Raw genomic sequence first — 21,859 nt, 5'->3', positions numbered from 1 at the left:
GTTACAAAAGGAAGCCCAGTCATTCTCAATAACTAAGCCTTTGTGCTGTAATTGCGACTTTTTCCTTCGAGTTCACGCTGGTTTAACTGAACGTCAAAGTGGAAAACCTATCGTTCGACTCCATGCAGCTTTCCCGTCGCAGCGCTCTACGTTTAGGCGCATCCACCGCACTTGCCACTTCAGTCACGCTCGCTCATGCCTCTAGAGCTGCGGCTTCAGCTACACCGGGTTCGCCGTCACTGGCCTCCCCAGGGTTACTGCGTTCTCGGCCACAGCTCACCCACGGCGTTGCAAGTGGCGATATCCGCGGCGACGGCGCATTGATTTGGGCTCGCTCAGACCGCCCCGCCCATATGGTGGTTGAAACTGCTGCAACTGAGAGCTTCCAGAATGCCAAGGTATTCCGCAGCAACTCTCTGTTAACTCCAGATACTGACGGCACCGGACGTTTACGTGTCGTCGGTCTCGAGCCAGGACAGGAAATCTTTTACCGCGTCACGCTCGAAGAGGCAGATACTGGAATCTGCTCTGATCCCGTTATCGGCACCTTCCGTACTGCCCCCAACCGCGCATCCAACATCCGCCTGCACTGGTCCGGCGATGTCGCAGGTCAGGGTTGGGGAATTAACGACGAAATCGGTGGATACACCGGCTTTTCCACCATGATGGAGCGCAATCCAGACCTATTCATTCACTCAGGCGATACCTGCTATGCCGACGGTCCGCTGGATGAATCCGTCACGCTTTCCGACGGCACTGTGTGGCGCAACCATGTCACTCCGGCCAAATCCAAGGTTGCTGAAACCCTCGAAGAGTATCGTGGCCAGTACTCCTACAACCTCATGGACAAGAACTACTTGGCCTTCAATGCGCAGGTTCCGCAGCTAGTCCAGTGGGATGACCACGAAACAGTCAACAACTGGTACCCCAACGAAGTCCTAGACGACGATCGCTATACCGAGCGCGATGTCAACACCCTGGCCAAGCGTGCCTACCAGGCCTTCCATGAGTGGCAGCCAATTGATCAACAAATGGCTGTAGATGGGCGCGTCTACCGCAAGGTTTCCTACGGCCCGTTGCTAGACATATTCATTCTGGATATGCGCAGTTACAAGGGAGAAAACACTTCCAATAATCCGCGCTCGACAACCGAAGAACCAATCCTTGGCGAAAAGCAGACCAACTGGTTAATCGACTCCCTCAAGGACTCCCGCGCGACGTGGAAGATTGTTGCTAATGACCTACCGCTTGGAATCATCGTCCCCGACGGCGACGATGGTGACCAAGAAAGCGTATCCAATGGTGCCGCCGGTGCACCTGCAGGACGTGAACGTGAAATCGCCCGCCTGCTCAGCGCCATTAAAGATGTTTCAAATGTCGTCTGGCTCACCGCCGATGTGCACTACACCGCGGCTCACCACTACAGCCCAGAGCGCGCACAGTTCACCGACTTCGCACCCTTCTGGGAATTCGTCTCCGGTCCTCTCCACGCGGGCGCATTCGGCCCCAACGAAATGGATTCGACCTTCGGGCCGAAGGTGGAGTACGTCCACGCACCGGGTAAAGACAATGCCAACGCCGACCCCACACAGGACTTCCAGCACTTCGGCGAAGTCGATATCGACGGCGACTCACGCGAGATGACCGTCCGTCTGCTCACCACTCGTGGCACCGAGTTGTGGTCGACAACGCTGAAGCCGCAGGCGTAGGCACACTGTTCAACAGCGCGTGGCGGTAGCCACTAATTAGTGCGTTCCGCCACGCTTTACGACGGTCTCCTGCCCCGCAGCCTGCCAGGCCACAATGCCCCCGTCCAGATTGATGAGCTCCGGTATGGCGCCATCAGCCTCAATCTCGCTGGCCAACAGCTCAATTGCCTGTTGCGAGCGGGCACCCGAGTGGCAGTGAATCAGAACTCGTGGGTAGTTCGACTGGAGGTTCCGCTCAGCCCACGCTTCGCGAATCGCAGCCCACCCACGGCTGCGAATGTTGCCGAGTGGCACAAGCACAGATCCGGCAATGGCAGCCTCCGCGTGTTCTTCAGGCTCGCGTACATCGATGAGAGGCACACCCTCGGCAAGAAGCTCGTGCGCCGTGTTGGGGCCAATGCTGCGCATGCTCTGCGCCGGGGCCTCCTCATCCTCGGTCCACGAAGCTGCGCACACCTGCGCAATTTCGGTCAAGTCGGAAACGGGTTCGCGCTCCGGGTCGGCTGCAAAGGACAGTGGGCGGGTGGTTGCCTCCAGGGCGTCGATAAGCACGAGTTTGCCGACGGCGACCTTGCCGACACCAGTGAGCACCTTGATAGCTTCGACGACCATCATGGAGCCGATCTGTCCGACCATTGCGCCGAGGACACCGCCTGCGGCGCACGACGGCACGGAGCCGGGATCGGGGATGTCGGGGTAAAGATCGCGAAGCATGGGGCCGTGGCCAGGCCAGAAGACGGACAGTTGCCCTGCGAACTGCAGAATCGTGGCCCAGACCAGCGGCGTTCCGGTCAGCTCCGCGGCATCGGAGGACAGGTAGCGCGTGGCGAAGTTGTCCGCGCCGTCGAGCACTACATCGTGAGTGGCGAAGAGCTCCTCAGCATTGTCGACGCTTAACCTGCCGACGATTGCGGTCACCGATGCCTCGGAGTCAAGGCGCCGCACGGCATCCGCGGCAGATTCGGCCTTCGGGCGACCAATATCGGACTCACGGTGAATGACCTGGCGCTGAAGATTGGACTCGTCGACCACGTCATCGTCAATGATGGTGATGTGCCCGACCCCTGCCCCGGCCAGGTACAACAGCGCAGGCGATCCCAAGCCACCAGCTCCGATGACGAGGACGCGGGAGGCTCGCAAAGTTCGCTGCCCCTCGGCACCAAAGCCCGGAAGTGTTAGGTGCCGGGCGTACCGGCGCAGGTCGCGGTCCGAAAGATTGACCCCCTGCTCAGCCATTACAGAGAATCCTGCTCGCGTGCGCCGCTGACGCGCTCAGTGATGATGCCCTCAAACGACGAGCTCGCCTGGGCCAGTCGACGCCGTGGAATGCGGCCGGACTCGCGAGCAGTCAGTCCTGCCTCAACGCCGAAGCGCATCGCCGTGGCCATGCCCACCGGATCATGTGCACGGGTCACTGCGGATGCCAACAGCACTGCATCGCAGCCAAGCTCCATCGCCTGAGCTGCCTCAGACGCGGTACCGATGCCCGCATCCAGGATGATGGGCACATTCGCGCGGTCCACAATCAGCTCGATGTTGTGTGGGTTAAGAATGCCCAGACCAGTGCCAATCGGCGAGCCCGCCGGCATGACAGCTGCACAGCCCAGATCTTCCAGCCGCTTGGCCAGCGCCGGATCGTCGTTGGTGTAGGCGAAAACGACGAAGTCGTCAGCTACCAACTGCTCCGCTGCCGCAACCAGCTCGACCGGGTCCGGCAGCAGCGTGTCCTCGTCGGCGATGACCTCGAGCTTTAGCAGATTGGTCTCCAGCGCCTCGCGGGCCAACTGCGCAGTCAGCACCGCGTCACGAGCGGTATAGCACCCCGCAGTATTCGGCAGCGCCGCAATATTGTTGCGCTGCAGAATCTCAAAAACGTTCTGCTTCGTGCCGGGCGTAAAGCGGCGCATCGCCACCGTAGTCAGCTCGGTGCCCGAAGCCACCAGCGCGCGCTCCAGCGTATCCATGCTGGTCGCACCGCCAGTTCCCATAATCAGACGGGAGTTCAACTCCAGCCCGCCAATGCGCAGCGGTTCGCGTGTAAGTCCGCTCGCCGCCCCAGTTTCATTTTCCTGCGCGGACATGTTTGCTTGTGCGGAATTCGCGGTCATCTCTAGCCTCCCTGAACTGCTGTCACGATGTCGATTGCACCTGTCACGGGCGTGCTCGCCCACTTGGCTCGCGGGATTACCGCACCATCCACGGCTACCGCGATTCCCAGGCGGGTGCCGTCCGCGGCAGTGCCGTCGTCGTTAAGCGCGTGCCCCGTGTGCTTTGCGACGAGATCTGCGACCATCTCCCCCGCAGCCGGTGTGTAGCCTTCGCCATTGAGTGTTGTGGTGGACATAAGCGAGCCTCCTCTAATCGCTGAAGCGGAATGGATTGACGGCGGAAAGAAGCGCCGGGTCGTTGTCAGTTTCCCGACCTGCGACGACATCGGCCGTGAGCTTGGAGCCGATGGCCGTAAGCAGAATGCCGTGACGGAAGTAGCCGGTGGACACGGTCAGTCCTGGAGCCACGCGACCAATCATGGGGACATCGTCTGGGGAACCAGGCCGGGCGCGGGCGGTCATCTCGTAGATTTCGCAGTCGAGAATGCCGGGCACCAGGCGGTATGCGTCGCGGAGTAGCTGGTGGACTCCTTCGGCGGAGACGCCGGTCAGGTCATCTTCACGCGAGGTTGCGCCGAGCACGACGGTGCCGTCGGCACGCGGGACGATATAAACCGGACGCCCCTGAACCACACCGCGAATAGTGCGAGTGACCAGTGGCTGCAGGCGCTCCGGTACACGCAGACGCAGCACATCTCCATAGACCGGGCGCAGCGGCAGATTCAGATTCTCCGGCAGACCGGCCATATCGGCGGTGTTCAGCCCCGCAGCCAGAACGACCTCATCGGCGAGGTAGTCATTTCCGTCCGTGCCGCGCAGCCCAATGGCTTGGCGGGGGTCGGCATCGGAAGCGTAAATAACCTCTTCCGCGCGGGTGCGGATGACGCGGTCTCCCAGAATGGTCAGCAACGCTTCGGCGAGCAGACGCGGATTGACCTGGTGATCTCCCGGAATATCCACCGCACCAACACAGCCCGGCCCCAGTGCCGGTTCTGCCCGGCGCGCCTCGGTGGCGGTGATGCGGTTGATCTCCATGCCCATGTCATGCTGCAGCTCAACGAGCTCGCTGAGTGTCTGCCGGTCAGCGGCATCGCCCGCACAAACAAACGTGGAATTCTCGATATAGCCAACATCGTGGCCCGATTCCTCGGCGATGGCCTGGGCAAAGTCGCGGTAGAGCTTGCCCGATTCCACCATCAGCGGATACAGCGTCGGCTGATCCCACACGACTTCGGCAACCGGCGCCAGCATGCCAGCCGCGGCGAAGGTTGCGCCGGAAACGGGCTCGGCATCGAGGACGGTCACATCGAATCCCTGGCGGAGTAGTCTCCATGCCGTCGCCAAGCCGATAATGCCCGCGCCTGCGATAACAACGCTTGACGACGTATTCCCTGTGCCGCCCTCACTTGTCGAGGCGGCACCCATAGCGGCAGCATTCACTGCCATTCCTCCCTCCGGCGGCATAACCCGCATCAGGTAAAAGCGGTCGGCGTTACTCGCCCTCTCAGCCAGCGGCATCTCATCGATACCGAGTACGGCTCCCGCGGAACGTGGTACTCCCCCATCATATGACTTCGGACTCACCGCCACGACACCGCATCCCCAACCTCGCCTAACATGGGGACATGAACGCCTCATCAGCCGCCACTCGCACAACACGACGCGCCCTGCTTGCCGACGCCCGCCTGTACCTCTGCACCGACTCGCGCGCATCCCGTGGTGATCTGCGCGAGTTCCTGCACGCCTGTTACGAAGGCGGCACCGACATCATCCAGCTGCGCGACAAGAAAGTCGACACCCGCGACGAGATCGCCGCCGTGGAGACCCTCGCCGAGGTCGCCGCTGAACACGGCAAGCTCTTCGCCGTCAATGACCGCGCCGACATTGCCGCACTGACCGGCGCAGACATCCTGCATGTGGGCCAGGAAGACCTCAGCACCGAGCAGGCCCGCCAGATCGTTGGCCCCGAGGTTCTCATCGGCCGCTCCAACCGAAATCTGGACATGTTCGCCGCCTCGCTTGCCGACGATGGCATCGATTACGCGGTAATCGGCCCGGTGTATGCCACCCCGACGAAGCCCGACCGTCAACCCGTCGGAGTCGAGATGGTCCGTGAAGCTGCGGCACTCGTGCGGAGGGTGCGTGCACAGGGTTCAGCGGAGTCCCACCAGGATTCCGTGGCCGATATTGTGCGCCCGCACGACCGCGGCGCAAGTGACCCGGTAAAGCCATGGTGGGCAATCGGCGGTATCAACGCCGAGACCGCCGGCGAAGTTATCGCCGCTGGCGCGGAGCGCATTGTGGTGGTTCGCGCACTGACCGAGGCAGCGAATCCGGAAGAGACAGCGCGTGCTCTGCGCGCTGTGGTTTCACCAAGGAGCTAGGACCATGAGGATTCTTTCCCACAAGGACGAACTTCTCGCTCAGGCCAAAAGCAACAGTAATGGCCGCGCTGCGGAAATTGTTGTCCACGACGGCCCGCTACGCCAGACTCTCATCGCACTGACTGAAGGAACTGAGCTTTCCGCCCATAACTCGCCGCCCGCAGCCTCGATGCTTGTGCTTGTTGGCGAAGTTGAAATCACCGGTGCCGATAAAACCACGATTTCCGAGGGCAATCTCAAAGTGCTCACCCACGTCAAGCACGGAGTGAAGGCTCTAGCGGATTCCGTCTTCCTACTGACAACGGTCACGGGAGTCGAAGGAATCGACAGCCACGGCGACAAGTAGCAATCAACGCCTACTCTCCGGCGAACGTCTCCAACTGCCGAATGGCGCCCGAGACAATCAACAGGTCACCTGCGGTAATGCGGTCGTCGGCAAGCGCAGGGCGGAAGCGCTGACCGCGCTTTTGCACGGCGACAACCGTAATCGGTGCGCTCTGGTTAATCTCCGCCACCGTCTTATCCAGGCAATGGATTGGTGGGGCGACCTTACCGACTGCGTAGTCGCGATCGAACTCCAGGAAGTCCTGGACCTTGCCGCCGATTAGGTGCGCAATACGACGGCCGGTGTCGGCCTCCGGGCGAATGACATGGTGCACACCGATCTGGCCCAGAATCTTGGCGTGAGCCTGGTTATCGGCCTTTGCCCAAATCAGCGGCACATCCATGTCCACCAGTGCGGACGCGGTCAGCAACGACGCCTCGATATCACTGCCGATGGCAATGACCACACGTTCGGCTTCATCGACGCCGAGCTGCTTCAGTACTTCCGGCATGGTGGTGTCGGCGGTGACCACGTGGTCGAAGGTCGAGGACAGCTCCTGAACCACCTTTTCGCGATGGTCTACGCAGAGAACCTCGATACCGCCAGCGACCAGCTCCTCGCCGAGCGCCTGTCCGAAACGCCCCATGCCAAGGATTACAACAGGAGAAGAGCTGACTTGGTCGGCGAAATGCTCTGCAAAACCAGCAAACGGATTGAATTTCGAGTTAGCCAATGAAGGGCCTTTCTTCTGGATATTCGTAGATGCGCTGGCGTGGGCGGGCGGCCAAGGCCGTCGCCAAGGCGATTGGACCAACACGTCCGGCGAACATCAGCACGATGAAGATTGCCTGTGCTGCCACCGGCAGATTAGCGGTTATGCCTGTGGATAGGCCTACCGTGGCGAAGGCACTGACTACTTCAAAAAGGATTTGATCAGTAGAAAACTGTGGCGCTAGGAAACTGACGGCGATCACTGCCAGAAAAACCTGGCCAATACCGAATGCAAGAACGACGAGGGCCTGACGCAGCACCTTTGGATTGAGGCGCCGCCGAGCCACGGACACGGAGGTGTCACCGCGAATCTCCGCGAGAACGGCGGCGAGAATGACTGCCGACGTCGTGATTTTCACGCCACCTGCAGTACCACCGGTGCCGCCGCCAATGAACATGAGGAAGTCAGTGCCCAGCAGTGTCGATGGGTGGAAGTCCGCGTAATCGAGCGCGTTGAACCCCGCGGTACGCGGGCTCACACTAGCGAAGAATGAGTTGAGTATCTTCTCCCCTGTAGTGAATCCAGACATGGCATTGGACCACTCACCAAATGCCACCATGATTGTGCCCAAAGCAATCAGCAGGATGGTGCCTTTGATAGTGAAGCGAGTAGTCAGAGACCAGCGTTTAGGCAACTGCCCTCGCGTGCGGACACTAAGCCACGCTTTCAGGTGTCGCCAAGCCTCGAGCAGAACAGAAAAACCCAGACCACCAACGATAAGAGAGAAGGCCAACGGCAAAAGTATCCAGGCATCACTGCGGAACCCAATGACGTTGTCCGTATACAGAGCAAAACCGGCATTGTTGAAGCTTGAGATGGCATGGAACAAGCCCTCCCACGCAGCTCTCCCCCAGCCGTACCCATAACCTAGGTGGAACCGCAGCATAAGTGCCACTGCCACAACAAACTCCACCAACAGCGTGAAGCTAACGGCAGCACGGACAACCCACGAGATCTCGCCCATGTCCATACCGCGGCCCTCAACGCGCGCACCGGCACGGCGGTTCAGGCCGAGCCTTCCTGCTACGAAGAGGCCAAAAAGAGAAGCCAAGGTCATGAACCCGAGGCCACCCAGCTGAATCAACAACATGATGACGACTTTGCCGAAGGTTGACCAATGGGTAGCCGTATCTACGGTGATCAATCCGGTCAGGCTCGTTGCCGAGGTGGCTGTGAACAGCGCATCAGACAGCGCCGTGGGCAGGCACATATCCCCAGGGCTCGGGGCACACTGCCCCGTGGGGTGGCTATTGGCTGCCGAAATCGGCAGCATTAACAAAACCGTGCCAACGGTTATGAGGGCGACATAGCACCACACCACCAACGTCGTGGGACGAACTCCCCGACGTGATTTAGTGGTCTGCCGCGACAGCGTAATCACCATCGGAACGTTAGTCCTCGTGGCCAGCGGTGTCGAGGGGATCCGAGAATTCTGCCCCTTACGCGTACCCGACTAATAGGGGAACTGCCCTACACCCCAGGCACAGTTGCGATATCCCGTACACATTTCGCGCCCAATCCCCGCCCCCACACCCCACCCGCTTTGGCTACTGCGGAAACCTTGAGTTATGGTCAGATTCATGATGACACCCCTGATGAACACACCCGCGCCGTGCGGCGCACAGTGGTGGTGGCTCGCTTAAGTCCGCGAGCAACGTCACGTCATCTCATTAATGTCGACGGCAAACCCGTCAAGTACGAGCTCGCAAGAAGATAAATCTGGCGGGCTCTTTTCTTTTGTCGGCTCGACGAAGAGAACCAGGGCCCGCTGAAATAAACAACAGCAACGAAAGGCCCCCTCAATGACTGATTACAACCCCAGCGCGGATGCCATCGCCAAGGCTTCAGCACCGACTGCAACTAGGGTGCCGTCGGCAAGCGTTAACGGCGCGGGCGAGGTGCGCGAAACCCTCTTACCTGCATTTTTCGGTCGCTTCGGCGGACAGGAAGTGCCAGAGTTCCTGCTGCCAGCACTCGATGAGCTGGAAGCGGCTTACATCGAGGCGATGAGCGATCCGGAGTTCCAGCGCGAGCTGGAAGAGCTGCGTCGTGATTTCCTCGGCCGCGCAACCCCGCTGTTCGAATGCCGTCGTCTATCCACGCCGAACACGACGATTGTGCTGAAACGCGAGGATTTGAACCACGGCGGCGCGCACAAGGGCAACAACGTGGTCGGCCAGGCGCTGCTGGCAAAGCGCATGGGAAAAACCCGCCTCATTGCTGAGACGGGTGCAGGCCAGCACGGCACGGCCACCGCGATGGCCGCAGCGCTGCTGGGACTTGAGTGCGAAATCTACATGGGCGCGCACGATGTCGCCCGCCAGCACCCCAATGTCGAGCGCATGGAGCTCATGGGCGCGAAGGTCGTTCCCGTCACCACCGGCGAGGCCGGTTTGAAAGATGCTATTGACGAGGCACTGGTCGAGTGGAGCAAGACTCTCGACTCCACTTTCTACCTGCTGGGCACCGCCGCCGGTCCGCACCCATTCCCCACTATCGTGCGTGAATTCCAGCAGGTCATCTCGGAGGAATCACGCGGTCAGATGGTCGAGCGTTACGGCAAGCTTCCCGACGCTGTGATCGCAGCCGTCGGTGGCGGCTCCAACGCCATCGGCGCATTTGCTAACTACATCGACGACTCCGATGTCGCCCTCATTGGTGTCGAGCCCGCAGGTGAGGGACTCGACACCGATCGTCACGGCGCGCCCATCAACGCGGGTAAGACTGGCGTCCTTCACGGCATGCGCTCATTTGTCATGCTTTCCGACGACGGCGAGGTGTTGCCATCGCACTCCATCTCGGCGGGCTTGGATTACCCGTCTGTTGGCCCGGAGCACGGCATGCTGAAGGAGAATGGCCGCGCCAGCTATGTCGGGATTACCGACGAGGAGGCGCTGGAAGCGTTCCAGCTGCTCAGCCGCATGGAGGGCATTATTCCGGCGATGGAATCCTCGCATGCGCTGGCGCAGGCCATTAAAATTGCGCGACTCCGTGAAACCGACCCTGCCGCTGGTAGCGAGCTCGGGCTGCCGGTTCACGAAGGCGATGAGCCTTTGCTGTTGCTCGTGAACCTGTCGGGTCGCGGTGATAAGGATATGGAGCAGGTCCGGGAGTTCCTGAACCAGTAGGAATAACCAGTAGGGATTGTTTCCCCACTAGCTGCCTAGCAGGAATCGGACCAAAGCTAATTCTTGTTAGGCAGCGCGGCGGTCGTCGGCGGCGATGCCCTGGTTCGGGTTCGCCTCCACGATGGCTTCGGCAAGCAGCGATGCCAGCGCATCCTGCTTAGATTCCTTGCCGTCCCGGAAAATCGGGGACACAGTATCCATAATCTCGTTGAATGCGTTCATCAGAGGTCACCTCTCTTAAGATCTCTTTGATCTTTATTGTTGGACTTCTCCAACCGATTCTTTGCGATTCCGCAGTTGAAACAATGTTTCATCGAACCGTTTGGAACTTATGACTTGCAACCGTAGACCACAACACGCAACCTGGCAAGCACTAAACTTTATTTTTAGTTAACCTTTTGTTAACTTTTGGACGTTTTTTAGCTCAATCACTGCACCACAAACAGCACCCCTCGGCGCCACCCCAAGCCTCGCTTCACCGCTCCCGACAGCGGCTTCAAAAATCGCGCTTTTACACAGCCAAAAACAGGGCGCGGAAGCATCTTTCGGTCGGACATAAACTATCCCCACTAAAAGCGCTTGCAACCATCGTTGAACATGAGTTACACACCGCGCTCAATCGTCACCCCGTGCGGGGATAGCCGTCAACTCCTCAGAGGTCAACCCCATCGGCAATTAAAGAAAAAGGGTCCCCCTGCCAGCGGAAATAGACCACCGACAGAGCTGCCGGCTGTCAAAGATGCTGCCACGAAGCCCACCCCACTCCACTATCGCCCCAACCCCAGCCTCACTTGATGTGACTGCAGCCACAGAGCCCTCAATCTGAGGCAGTTTTTCCGCCTTTAGAGCGAACGGGCGATCAAGAAAACAGAGGCCCAACGGCTCCTTCCAGGAATGCCCCAACATCGGCTCTACCAGTGGCCGCCGGTAGAGGATTTAAAGCAGCGATTCGCCCGTCGAGCTCCCTATCTCGACCGGCTGAAAAACACCCCTGAAAGGGTGAGGTAAATCACACCGTGAGCGCCACTAAAGCCGCTTTAACGACGACCAGTAAATACCCCAATACGCCGAACAGCCTCTTCCATCTCGGAAGTCTCACCGGCGAAGCAGAGGCGAACCCACTCATGGCCGTTCTCTGTGTCGAAGTCGATTCCAGGGGCAACGGCCACGCCCGTTGCAGCCAACAGTTCCCGTGCCCATGTCATGGAGTCGACGGAGTTCGGGTCGTCGTAAAGCCCTGCGATATTGGCATAGATATAGAAACCGCCGTCGGGCGGGGCGATATTGCCAAGACCGACGCGGGGCAGCCCCTCGAGCAAAACGTCGCGGTTGCGCGCGTAACGCGTCACGTGCGAATTGAGCTCGACAATGGACTCGGCGCTGAACGCCTCTACCGCGGCTTCCTGCGAAATTGCCGGCGGGCAGACAGTGAGGTTGGCTTCGAGGCGATCAAGCGGCGCACGCAGCCACTTGGGAACGATTAGCCAGCCGACGCGCCAGCCGGTCATCGAGAAGTACTTACTGACACTGCCGACCACGACCGCCGCGTCGGAGAACTCGCGTGCAGACGCACACTGTCGGCCATAAGTAATGCCGTGATAAATCTCGTCGGAAATGAGCAGGCAATCGTGCTGCTCACACCACTTCGCAATGGCACGCAGCTCGTCGGCATCGATAATGGTGCCAGTGGGATTATCCGGGCTGGTGACAATCACGGCCTTGGGCACGCGCGGAAGTGCCGCCAGGTGTTGGGCGGTGAGTTGGAAACGAGTCTCAGGACCACAGTCAATCTCGACAATGTTGGCGCCGAGCGCCTGCAGCGTATTGCGGTATGCGGGATAGCCCGGGCGCGCGAGCACGATGTCGTCGCCAACATCGAGGGCTGCGAGGAAGAGCGCTACGAAACCGCCGGAAGAACCGGTAGTGATGACAACATCAGCGACTTCCGTGGCCGTGCCGTAGTTTTCACGATGCCAGGCGGCGATGGTTTCACGCAGCTCAGGCGTGCCGACGGCCGCTGTGTAGCCCAGAACCTGATTTTCTAAATCAGCACGCGCACGGGCAATCGCGGCAGCCGGGGCCGCGGTCGCGGGCTGTCCCACGCAGAGGAATAGAGCATCACCGTGAGTACGCTGACGCTCCTGTGCGAGCGCGAGAACATCCATCACATGGAAGGGTGCGACCTCACAGCGGCGGGATGCTAGGTCGCGCTGGGGCTGGGATGCCTGCGGTGACTGCGAGGAGTTTAACGGCTGCGGTGACTGCGACGACTTTGGCGACTGCGGAGATTCGGCGTGCATACCTTCATCTTTGCAGCCACCGAGGCCACCCGGGAAATCTAGTTCAACCCGGGTGGGTGCACCAGTGAGGTATCCGAGTGCAGCCTGAACACCTCGGGCATTATTTAGATGGAAATGCGGCCCTCAACTGCAGGTAGTGCAATGTCGGTGCGGTAGTGCGAGCCCTCGAGCTTAATGGTCTTGATGGTCTCGTACGCCTTGTCGCGGGCCTCTTCCAGCGTGTCACCAACGCCGATGACGTTGAGCACACGGCCACCAGCGGAGACCAGCTCACCTGCAGCATTGCGGGCAGTACCTGCGTGGAGAATGCCATCTTCCTCGCGGCCAGGCTCTGCACCTTCAATGACATCACCCGTGCGCGTCGATACCGGGTAGCCTTCAGCGGCCAGTACAACAGTCAGAGCGTAACCATCACGCCAAGACAGCGGACCGAAGTCCGCCAATGTTCCGGTAGCAGCGGCGTTGAGCAGCTGCGCCACCGGGGACTCCAGCAGCGCCAGCACGGCCTGGGTCTCCGGGTCACCGAAACGGCAGTTGAACTCAATGACAGCCGGGCCGTCCTCGCCCCAGGCCAGACCTGCGTACAGCAGACCCTGGAACGGGCAACCGCGAGCGGCCATCTCACGAGCGACCGGCTCGCAGACCTCGGTGACAATGCGCTCAGTTGCGCCTTCCGGCAGCCAGGACAGCGGGCTGTAAGCACCCATGCCACCGGTGTTCGGCCCCTCGTCGTTATTACCGACGCGCTTGTGGTCCTGAGCCGGCAACAGCGGGACGACGGTTTCGCCGTCGACCAGGCAGAACAGGGAAACTTCCGGGCCGTCCAGGAAGGACTCCAGCAGCACCGGGTTACCGGCGGCCAGAACAGCCTTTGCGTGTTCGAGAGCTTCAGCGCGGTCCTTAGTGACCACGACTCCCTTGCCAGCAGCCAGACCGTCATCCTTCACGACCCAGTTCGGGCCAAAGCGGTCAATGGCGGCCTCGATGTCTTCGTCGGAGGCCTCCGGCTGGATGGCCTCTGCCGAGGCGGTCTTTACCCCAGCCGCCTTCATGACGTCCTTAGCGAAAGCCTTGGACCCCTCAATCCGAGCTGCGTCAGCGTTCGGGCCGAAGACCGCGAAACCAGCGTCGCGCAGTGCGTCTGCCACACCCGCGACCAGCGGAACCTCCGGGCCAATAACAACCAAATCGGCCCCAATTTCCTTGGCCAGCGCAACAGCGCCAGCGGGGTCATCCACGACCAGTGGATGCATGGTTGCAATTTCACTCATACCCGCATTACCAGGGGCTACGTGAAGATCAGTAGCCTGCGGGTCCTTACTCATTGCGTACAACAGGGCGTGCTCACGGGCACCGGAGCCAATTACGAGGATGCGCATAGCAATCATCTTACTAATCAGCCCGGATAACTCTCATCGCACCCAACCCCTCAATCCGCTATTCGGGTTACCCTTGGCACATGAGCACAGTATTTACCAAGATCATCAACGGTGAACTCCCCGGTCGTTTTGTCTACCGCGATGACAAGGTCGTCGCATTTTTGACCATCGAGCCAATTGCACCTGGTCATACACTGGTCGTCCCTGTTGAAGAGGTGGACAAGTGGACGGATGCCTCACCTGAGCTGTGGGCTCACCTCAATGAGGTTGCCCAGAAGGTTGGTCAGGCTGTTGTCTCCGCTTTTGACGCTCCGCGTGCTGGCTACCTCATCGCCGGCTTCGAGGTTCCGCACACGCACATTCATATCTTCCCTGCCCACGATATGTCCGGGTACAACCTACAGTCGGTAGATCGCAATCCTTCCGCAGAGTCCATGGATGAGGCCGCCGCCAAGCTACGGAAGGCCCTCGGGACTGACGAAGACGGAAAGTTGGTGCGCTAATCGCCGCTTCAAACGAGGATTTTCGGGAAGAACAACTTCCGGTAGTCCCTGCCCCTGAAGCGCAGGAACCGGAGGCGCAACAACCGGCTGCAGCTGAAGGATCAGCATCGCTTCCCTATGCCATCTTCCGTCCGCTGCGCGGTGTTTTCGAAGATAACTGGGGAGCCAAAGTATCCAAGTCTCGGCCGTGGCCGGTCATCCTCCTGCACGGAACAGGCCAGGTCAAGGGCATTTGGGAGACCCTTGGCGGTCAGTTGCGGGAAGATGGCTGGGCTGTCTTCGCGCCAGACTTTGGGCACCGTGCAACAGACCCCATCAATCAGTCCATCGACATGCTCGTGCCTTACATCAAGGCTGTCCTGCACGCCACTGACGCAAAGCACGCCGTTATCGTGGGGCACTCGCAAGGCGGCTTAATCGCCACCCTGCTTTCTCTACGCATTTCCAAGTACATCAAGCATGTTGTCTGTCTTGCCGCCCCCAATCACGGCACCAACCTGGGCGGCATCGCTTCCGGCATCACTAAGATTCCCGGCACGAGGTCGCTGATGAGCAACTTTGTTCAGAGCTACTGGGGCGTTTCCGGCTTGGAACAGCTCACGGGCTCAAAGATGGTTTTGAACTCCAATTCTCACGATATTCTCGGTCCCGGCGTTACTTATACCTGTATTGCCACTAAGTATGACCAGCTCATTTCCCCGCCGCAGTCCTGTTTCTTGGATGACGGTGACACAGGCATGGTCACCAATCTCTATGTGCAGGACACGTTCCCTCAAGCCATCGTTTTGCATGAGCAGATGGCACACGATTGGCGTCCCCGCACTCTTACTCGCGAGGCTCTATTCAGGCTGGTAGGCGAGGATTTTGACCCAACCGAGCATGCGGAATAGACCGCTCCTAACACGGATTTTCCCGCCGACAGCCGCACGTCCGTCCCTGCCAAATCCGAGTCTGGCAGCGGGGAACCTCAGCGACCCCGTTCCGGTTATCGCATTACATGGCACGCTCGATAGTCCCGGCGCGTGGGCACCGCTTGCCGACGGGCTCCGCTCCCTCGGCCGCCGCGTCTATGTACCGGCCTACGGGAACCGCGGCACTGCTGCCCTTGCGGATTCTGTCGCCGAAGTCGAGGCCTACATCAACGGAGTTTGCGCTGAAACGAACTCGGACACGGTCGACATTGTGGCTCACTCTCAGGGTGGGCTACTGGCTTTCCTGCTGTTTACGCGTCTTGCAAACCATGAATGCGAGCGTTTTTCGTTTCGACGTGTCATCAGTGTGTCGGGCTCTGTCGGCGGCGTAAATCTGACTGGAATTTCCCGCATTTTGGGCTGGCGAAATGGGTCTCTTGCCCGCTGGCTAATGGGACAGGCTTTAGCCGATCAAATTGCGGTAGCGGCAGAAAAATATGACCTTCCTGCCGCCAACACTGCCCCACACCTCCGAGGGCGCAAGGCAGCTGCACCTGACTGGATTAACGTCATCAGCCACCATGACAGTCTGGTCATTCCGTGGTCCGATACCGCGCAGAGTTTCCTGCCGGACAGTCGAACTGTTTTGCTCGAATCCGAGCTGGAGGGCAGGTCTGTTGCGCATTGGAAGCAGCAAACAGACCCCGAAGTGATCGATCTGATCACTCGGCTATTGGCGTAGAGCTTCGACCTAGAACTTGGTCAACGACTCGCGCGCGGTGACGACATCCGCAAGCAGCTGCTGCGCAGCTGGCGAGGGGTTATCGGAGGTGAGGGCCTCGATGACGACGTCGGGAAGCCCTGCGGCGCGGTAGTCGTCGACAGTGACATCGCCGTACTCAAGGACGCCGTGGAGCCATGCGACTGCACGCGACTCTGGCGAAATGCAGCGTCGTGCGGTGCGTTCCTGCTGGACGAGCACATCGCGGTTTTCCACCCCGCGCATCCCCAGCCGAGCAAGAGTGCGAGCAGCAGAGATGAGGTTCTCACCGGCAACACGATCCTGCTGATTCGGGTTGGCCGGCGGCTTCTTGCGGCCACGACGGCGCACGTAGAGCTCCTGCTGGCCAATACCGACCAGGGAACCATCGCGGTTTCGGATTACAGAGGTGTATGGAACGACCGTCGAATAGCCGCCTTCTGTTTCGGCCTTAAGCTTTTCGACCATCTCATCCGGCACCTCTACCTCGAGGTACGCACCGTTCTTACCTGGGCGGATAAATTCAAACGACCCAGTTCGGGTCCATGCCTCGTACTTCTTGACGTCCAGGCGCTGCATAACCAGCGTGCCAAACAGCACATCCGTCATCGAAAACAGCGCACCGCCGAATGCCGCGCCGTGCATATTCGCAGTCAGAGCGTTTAGGCGCAGCTCCAGCCGACCTGCCGACCAGTCATCCGCAATCTCGGTGATACGGATGCCGGTGCCAAACAGCGGCGGCCAAATGTTCAGCAAGAACTTTGCCTTAGCCGGGGACATCTCTTTCTCAGCAAGCTTGTACAGGGTGCGTCGCAGCGAGGGACCAATAGACATAACTACTTACATTAGGTGCTGACCGGACGGACGCGGGTATTATTGTCCGAAAACAAAAGTGTGTCGGCTTCAGCACATGCTTTACGACGGTTCCCGCGCCCCACCTTTTATGAAGTCAGCGACTATTTAGGCAGCAAACCGTTCCGCCAGCGTATTGACGCGCCGAGTGAAGAAATCCCGCAATTGCGCGTAGCGGGGATAACCATAAATGCCGCGGTCAGCCGGGTCATCATATTCCCAGCGCTCCGTCTCTACATCTGGTGCGATGTAGTCCGAAACGTCGATTTTCCCCACAACAATGACCACATCCGCACTGTCCGCGAGAGATGGCGTGAGCTGATGAGGATCTCCATCGCACCGTGCCCCCACCTCACAGAGTGCACGCCGCGCGTCTTCATCCAGACCGCGGTCATCATCATCGATGCTGATACCGGCTGACAAAACTGTCAGGCCCGGGGCCGCTTGCCGCAGCAGCCCTTCTAGTACGCGTGAGAGTCCCATGTTTGAACTACTGACAAAGAGCACCTCTGACATGGCTCTATCGTAGAATATTTTTCTCAGAGAAATCACCCCAGCTTGTGGGGTTTTCTGGAGGGTTTTACAGAAAAATGCCAAAAGCGCCCATAGCGCAGGCCCTTCCCCGAGACCAGCCCTATCGACGCTTATGACTTAAAAACAAAGCCCACTTTACATACGCGTGTAACTCCTGTGAAGCATGGGGCTGGAGTTATAGATGTGAATTCTCCGTGACCTGTGATTTTCCGGCTGTCGGTGTTGCGTCGATGCTGCGTTGTTCTGCGGTCGGTGTTGCGTTGTCCCGCTGTCGGTGTTGCGTTGTCCCGCTGTCGGTGTTGCGTTGTCCCGCTGTCGGTGTTGCGTTGTCTTATCGATGCCCTATTCACCTATCGATACGCAGCAGCGTGGCCATAAGTGGAAAGCTCATCCATATGTCGACCGGGACTTCCGACAACGTGCGCATAAGTGACAGAAAATTCCCCCGCCCCGGCCCCCGACAGGCATTTGCCCTTTAATCTGCCTTCAAAAGAATCCTTTGCTCCCCGCCCCGGCCCCCTTAGACCGGATAAAATTGGCGGGGCCAATCGCTCGCGAATAGGAGAATCACCGTGACCGACTCTCGCGATATTAAACCTTTTGCAGCCAACCGCAGCTCCAAAGTGACCTCCATCGGCTCCATCATCGGCGCAGCAGCAGTGAGCGGCCTACTTCTCGGAGGTGTCGGTGCGGGCACCTGCTTGGCAATTCTCGATGTGCCCGAGCGCTCCGACTACGTCATGAAGACTGCGCAGCGTGAGGTACAGGCTGACATCATGGACCCGGACGATGTGCTCACCCCAGAGGAAGAAGAGCGCATGCTTCGCGATGTCTCCCTGATCGCCGCCCCTGACGTGGTCCAAGAGCTGCACTACATGGTCTTTGCCGAGAACAAGGAAAACGTTAATGACTCCGTAGAGGAGTACCTGCGCGATAACCACCAGGAGCTCATCGGCAAGGATAAGTTTGCTGATGGCCAGGTCTTCGTCGGCGTGGGCCTTGATCCGCGCCAAGCCTTCGTCTTCGCGGGTGAGGACGTGGCTGCTCAAATGAAGCTACGCAAGAATGACAGCCATCTGAAACAGTCCATCGAAGCAATTAAGCCGGGCGTGCGGGATGGCAACATTCCTGCTGGCCTCTTTGCTGGCGCAGCGGCTGCAATCGACGTAGACCGTGCTGCGGATACTCAGTACGAGGGCGCAAAAGAGGATCGGATGGGGGCGGCCGTTGGCCTCGGGGTGGCGGGCCTGAGCGTTGGCGGCGCTGGTGTCGGCCTCGCCGGCGGTATACGCCGCAGCCGACAGAAGAAGGCACAGCAGGCACGCGAGGACTGGGACTACGTGTCGCAGACCTACACCGATGTGGCGCAACGGCTAAGGGAGATTGATATTCGAGCGCACTCGCTCCAATCAGGACTGGTGGATGAGCGCCTGCGCCAGGACTGGGAGGGTTTGCGCGATGACTTCCTAGCGATCGATAGCCAGGTCGGTTCCCTCATGTCGATTCCGGCGGATGCGCCAGATGAGCAATTCCGCTCACGCTCTGAGCTCATCGCCAATGCGCGCCAACTGTGCGAGCGCGTGGAAACCGCTGAGGTCAATATTGAAAAGCTGCACCGCATTGAGAACGCTGATGCGGATGCTCGCCGCTATGAACTCTACGAGCTGGGGAAGGATCTGGCACAGGCAGGCTACTTGGCCGCAAGCATCGACTCGACGCTTGAGCGCCACGCGAAGGAGTTGGAAGATGCCGCCACTGAATTATCCAAGGAACCACACCATCCGCAGTTCATGGAGCGCTACCTAGAACTCTTGGATCGCTCCGCGCTCTTGTCGGAGCACGTGCAGTCCCAGCTGCAGAAGCGCAATGAGGCCGACGAGCGCCCCGAGCGCACGCGCATCTACGACTCTAATTTCTTCGCTGGCTCCGGCTACCACGGCTACGTGCCCTTCTATGTCGTGAGCACCTGGGATAGCGATGCCACCACTGCCCGCGACAGCTCTTCTAGTAGCGGCGGCGTCAACAGCGGGTTTAGCTCGGGGTTTTCCGGTTCAGGTGGTTCTTCCAGCTTCTAAGCCGGCTTACGGGGCAGAAGGGATGCGGACGTTCTGTTAGACGATTTCACCCCTCACGCTACTTAACCCCCTACTTTTCTCCTTTAAACCAAAGAACCCCAGGCCGGAAAACTTCCTGGCCTGGGGTTTTGGAGCCGGAAACGGGACTCGAACCCGTAACCTACCGTTAGGGCACCCTGTAAAGGTTTGACCTATAATGCCATTTATGCCTGTCAAAGGCCGTTTCTCGCGCCGCACAGGGGCACCTCCCCTACTAATTTTTGAGGAAAGCCTTTGGGAAAGTGCGGAGTTTTCCGAAGTAGACCCGCAGCTAGACATACGCCACAGCCTGAGTACAAGACTTAACCCGTGGTGGCTGCGCGGTGTCGGCTAGGGGCCACACACCCCTTGCCCCAGCAACCCCTGCCCGTCGCCCCTACCCCGCGCATAAAAAGGGACTGAGATTGCCCCCAACCCCTCAATTCCGGTTACTGCTCCTGCCACCCCACGTCGTCGGGTATGACATCCCGGCGCGGGCCCAGTCGCGCAGCCCTCGCCACTGGCATCTCGGATGCAGTACTGCAGATACCCGTCGAAGAGCTGGACGCCTATCTACCAGTCCCGCAGCAGCCCGCCACTCCGCAATTCCCCCAGCCCCGACCAATCAGCTAGGGCTTTGTCATGCCTTCTGCACCGAGGCAGACGCTCATACCCTTCGACAGGCCGGCGAGGCGGTAGGCGGCTAGCGGGTCACAGGCACCCGCGGCAGGCCGCCCGGCGCGGGCAACGGCGCCCCTCAATGGGCGAACACAATTGGTAAATTGGTCGTCTCAGGCTATCAGCAGTGTTGCAATGAGAGCACCTAGTGAAATAGCGAGCATCCCTAAGCAATTGACCCAAAACTCGCTACCTAGAAACTTGGCTCGGATATGTGCGATTGCTGCGGTGCAGAAGTAGGCAATGACTCCAACCATCGTCGCTATTCCAATGCCTGGTATCCAGAGCCCAATAATGAGTCCACTTGCTGCTAGGCACTTGATAACGATAAGAGCCCACCACCACTCTGTAGGAAGTCGTACTCCTCTGAGGCAGGCCTCGATGAATGCTACGGGTTTGAGCGAGAGTACCGCATCTCCGAACAAAATGGCGGCAAGAATGATGGAGGGCCAAGCAGGCGAAGATTCGAGAATCATTATTTTACTCCGTACGCGATTTTAAGACGGGAGATGGAACTGTTCGCGTGAATGGATAGTTCGTCGGTGTCGTATGCACCGGCAGCCCAGCCAAGAAGCAACCCAAGATAAATGTTGTAAAGGATTGTTGCGAACTCTCTAGCGTCATCTTTAGGGAGCATGTTGCCTAGGCGCAACACGATTTCATCTACCAAGAGAGTTCGAAGCTCGTTGAGAATCTCTCCGTTGCTTCCCTGTGTGATTAGGGCAGCGCCATACGCTTTCGATAATTCTTCCTGCCCAGTAAACATTTTCAGAAAAGGAGCGAGAACGTCGAGAAGGTTGTCTGATTGTCCGCGGAGCTCATCGTGCATGACGGTGATTCGATGTCCGATGGTCTGAACCAACAGCGACTGCTTGCTCCCGACGCTCATAACGGTTCCAACGCTGACGTTGGCTTTCTGCGCGATGGCACGCACATTTGTATCCGCGTACCCGACTGACACAAAAAGGGCATAGGCGGTGTCCAAGACTTTATTGCGCGTCGCCTCCTTTTGAGTAGCACGACTTGATTGAACTTGTTCACTGAACATGTTCAAAGCGTATCGCTGCATCAATCTACGGTCAAGTAGCGATGTGGTTATCCAAGTACATTGCTGTCATGAGAGGCGAGCGGGTTTCCTGCTTACAGGGAGGAAAGTTATAGCTGATCGTCACACCTACATGTTTTTGCTAGACCAGCTTCTCAGACCAATAGACTCGAGGATTGCCGAGCGCTTGGCCGATAAGCCTATCGAGCTTATTCCACGGCCAACACACGACAGGGGCACCGACGACGCGGGTACTGCCTATGCGCGACGACCCATCCGGCACATGCCCCACCCTGGCAAAACTCTGGCCGGGCTCTAACATGAGCAGGCTTGCCACACCTCGCCGGCGACGATGTTGACACAGACGGATAGGGAATT

At 59.1% G+C, this 21,859-nt stretch carries 21 protein-coding genes and 1 riboswitch; of the genes, 8 read left to right on the top strand and 13 right to left on the bottom strand.

The genetic code is table 11. The features are described from left to right. Nucleotides 1-122: 122 nt before the first annotated feature. Complete coding sequence (locus QP981_RS03015) at nucleotides 123-1,709, top strand: alkaline phosphatase D family protein (RefSeq protein ID WP_016421418.1); 1,587 nt, start codon at nucleotides 123-125, stop codon at nucleotides 1,707-1,709. Between the two features lie 36 nt (nucleotides 1,710-1,745). Here QP981_RS03015 and QP981_RS03010 read toward each other — a convergent pair whose 3' ends face one another. The 4 genes from QP981_RS03010 to thiO all read right to left on the bottom strand — a co-directional run bounded on the left by QP981_RS03010 (nucleotide 1,746) and on the right by thiO (nucleotide 5,263). Continuing rightward, nucleotides 1,746-2,945 carry a ThiF family adenylyltransferase gene (locus QP981_RS03010; RefSeq protein WP_070862579.1) on the bottom strand — a complete coding sequence of 400 codons (1,200 nt, stop codon included), beginning with the start codon at nucleotides 2,943-2,945 and terminating at the stop codon, nucleotides 1,746-1,748. After that, the gene (locus tag QP981_RS03005) at nucleotides 2,945-3,790 is read right to left on the bottom strand and encodes a thiazole synthase (protein WP_049172170.1); all 846 of its coding nucleotides are present in this window, start codon (nucleotides 3,788-3,790) and stop codon (nucleotides 2,945-2,947) included. Before QP981_RS03005 ends, QP981_RS03010 begins: the two co-directional genes overlap by 1 nt. A 29-nt stretch (nucleotides 3,791-3,819) precedes the next feature. After that, nucleotides 3,820-4,053 carry a sulfur carrier protein ThiS gene (gene thiS, locus QP981_RS03000; protein WP_049172154.1) on the bottom strand — a complete coding sequence of 78 codons (234 nt, stop codon included), beginning with the start codon at nucleotides 4,051-4,053 and terminating at the stop codon, nucleotides 3,820-3,822. A 13-nt stretch (nucleotides 4,054-4,066) separates the two neighbouring features. After that, a complete protein-coding gene (thiO, locus tag QP981_RS02995; RefSeq protein ID WP_425394741.1) occupies nucleotides 4,067-5,263 on the bottom strand; it encodes a glycine oxidase ThiO in 1,197 nt (398 codons plus the stop codon). Continuing rightward, nucleotides 5,250-5,372, bottom strand: a riboswitch (TPP riboswitch). (Overlaps the previous gene by 14 nt.) 70 nt (nucleotides 5,373-5,442) lie before the next feature. Between thiO and QP981_RS02990 the strand changes: the two genes are divergently transcribed. Then, nucleotides 5,443-6,201 (top strand): thiamine phosphate synthase, encoded by a 759-nt coding sequence (locus QP981_RS02990; protein ID WP_284857389.1) that lies wholly within the window; start codon nucleotides 5,443-5,445, stop codon nucleotides 6,199-6,201. Nucleotides 6,202-6,205: 4 nt separating this feature from the next. Beyond that, on the top strand, nucleotides 6,206-6,547 hold the full coding sequence (locus tag QP981_RS02985; protein WP_016421424.1) for a cupin domain-containing protein: 342 nt from the start codon (nucleotides 6,206-6,208) through the stop codon (nucleotides 6,545-6,547). A gap of 10 nt (nucleotides 6,548-6,557) precedes the next feature. On the opposite strand, the gene QP981_RS02980 is transcribed toward QP981_RS02985, so the two are convergent. After that, nucleotides 6,558-7,259 carry a potassium channel family protein gene (locus QP981_RS02980; RefSeq protein ID WP_016421425.1) on the bottom strand — a complete coding sequence of 234 codons (702 nt, stop codon included), beginning with the start codon at nucleotides 7,257-7,259 and terminating at the stop codon, nucleotides 6,558-6,560. After that, entirely contained in the window at nucleotides 7,252-8,682 is a 1,431-nt protein-coding gene (locus QP981_RS02975) for a TrkH family potassium uptake protein (protein WP_284857390.1), read from the bottom strand. The genes QP981_RS02980 and QP981_RS02975 overlap by 8 nt, the downstream gene beginning before the upstream one ends. Before the next feature lie 418 nt (nucleotides 8,683-9,100). Between QP981_RS02975 and trpB the strand changes: the two genes are divergently transcribed. Continuing rightward, nucleotides 9,101-10,426, top strand: a complete 1,326-nt coding sequence (trpB, locus tag QP981_RS02970) for a tryptophan synthase subunit beta (RefSeq protein ID WP_284857392.1) — start codon at nucleotides 9,101-9,103, stop codon at nucleotides 10,424-10,426. Nucleotides 10,427-10,492: 66 nt separating this feature from the next. On the opposite strand, the gene QP981_RS02965 is transcribed toward trpB, so the two are convergent. The 3 genes from QP981_RS02965 to purD form a co-directional block, all read right to left on the bottom strand. Beyond that, nucleotides 10,493-10,648 (bottom strand): hypothetical protein, encoded by a 156-nt coding sequence (locus tag QP981_RS02965; RefSeq protein WP_016421428.1) that lies wholly within the window; start codon nucleotides 10,646-10,648, stop codon nucleotides 10,493-10,495. Nucleotides 10,649-11,463: 815 nt separating this feature from the next. Beyond that, the gene (locus QP981_RS02960; RefSeq protein ID WP_284857419.1) at nucleotides 11,464-12,591 is read right to left on the bottom strand and encodes a pyridoxal phosphate-dependent aminotransferase; all 1,128 of its coding nucleotides are present in this window, start codon (nucleotides 12,589-12,591) and stop codon (nucleotides 11,464-11,466) included. Between the two features lie 239 nt (nucleotides 12,592-12,830). After that, the gene (purD, locus tag QP981_RS02955; protein ID WP_070643288.1) at nucleotides 12,831-14,105 is read right to left on the bottom strand and encodes a phosphoribosylamine--glycine ligase; all 1,275 of its coding nucleotides are present in this window, start codon (nucleotides 14,103-14,105) and stop codon (nucleotides 12,831-12,833) included. Nucleotides 14,106-14,185: 80 nt separating this feature from the next. Between purD and QP981_RS02950 the strand changes: the two genes are divergently transcribed. The 3 genes from QP981_RS02950 (at nucleotide 14,186) to QP981_RS02940 (ending at nucleotide 16,261) form a co-directional block, all read left to right on the top strand. Next, entirely contained in the window at nucleotides 14,186-14,608 is a 423-nt protein-coding gene (locus tag QP981_RS02950) for an HIT family protein (RefSeq protein ID WP_049172147.1), read from the top strand. 122 nt (nucleotides 14,609-14,730) lie between these two features. Next, a complete protein-coding gene (locus tag QP981_RS02945; RefSeq protein ID WP_317614755.1) occupies nucleotides 14,731-15,498 on the top strand; it encodes an esterase/lipase family protein in 768 nt (255 codons plus the stop codon). Beyond that, complete coding sequence (locus QP981_RS02940) at nucleotides 15,488-16,261, top strand: alpha/beta fold hydrolase (protein WP_284857394.1); 774 nt, start codon at nucleotides 15,488-15,490, stop codon at nucleotides 16,259-16,261. Before QP981_RS02945 ends, QP981_RS02940 begins: the two co-directional genes overlap by 11 nt. A 9-nt stretch (nucleotides 16,262-16,270) precedes the next feature. Here the strand turns inward: QP981_RS02940 and QP981_RS02935 are convergent, their stop codons facing one another. Together QP981_RS02935 and QP981_RS02930 are read right to left on the bottom strand one after the other, a co-directional pair. Continuing rightward, nucleotides 16,271-17,113 (bottom strand): PaaI family thioesterase, encoded by an 843-nt coding sequence (locus QP981_RS02935; RefSeq protein WP_005511580.1) that lies wholly within the window; start codon nucleotides 17,111-17,113, stop codon nucleotides 16,271-16,273. Between the two features lie 126 nt (nucleotides 17,114-17,239). Next, entirely contained in the window at nucleotides 17,240-17,647 is a 408-nt protein-coding gene (locus QP981_RS02930; RefSeq protein ID WP_070603951.1) for an arsenate reductase/protein-tyrosine-phosphatase family protein, read from the bottom strand. Between the two features lie 590 nt (nucleotides 17,648-18,237). Here QP981_RS02930 and QP981_RS02925 point away from each other — a divergent pair. Further along, nucleotides 18,238-19,740, top strand: coding sequence for a hypothetical protein (locus tag QP981_RS02925; protein WP_070549865.1), 1,503 nt, complete (start codon nucleotides 18,238-18,240; stop codon nucleotides 19,738-19,740). A gap of 809 nt (nucleotides 19,741-20,549) precedes the next feature. Here the strand turns inward: QP981_RS02925 and QP981_RS02920 are convergent. Both QP981_RS02920 and QP981_RS02915 read right to left on the bottom strand, forming a co-directional pair. Next, complete coding sequence (locus QP981_RS02920) at nucleotides 20,550-20,912, bottom strand: DoxX family protein (protein WP_016421436.1); 363 nt, start codon at nucleotides 20,910-20,912, stop codon at nucleotides 20,550-20,552. Continuing rightward, nucleotides 20,912-21,484: a TetR/AcrR family transcriptional regulator gene (locus QP981_RS02915; protein ID WP_284857395.1), complete on the bottom strand. Its 573-nt coding sequence runs from the start codon at nucleotides 21,482-21,484 to the stop codon at nucleotides 20,912-20,914. Before QP981_RS02915 ends, QP981_RS02920 begins: the two co-directional genes overlap by 1 nt. Nucleotides 21,485-21,859: the final 375 nt, after the last annotated feature.

Source organism: Corynebacterium sp. MSK047, assembly GCF_030232285.1.
Lineage (GTDB): Bacteria > Actinomycetota > Actinomycetes > Mycobacteriales > Mycobacteriaceae > Corynebacterium > Corynebacterium jeikeium_D.
Note: the sequence above shows the minus strand (reverse complement) of the source record. Positions and strands in the feature narration are given on the sequence as shown.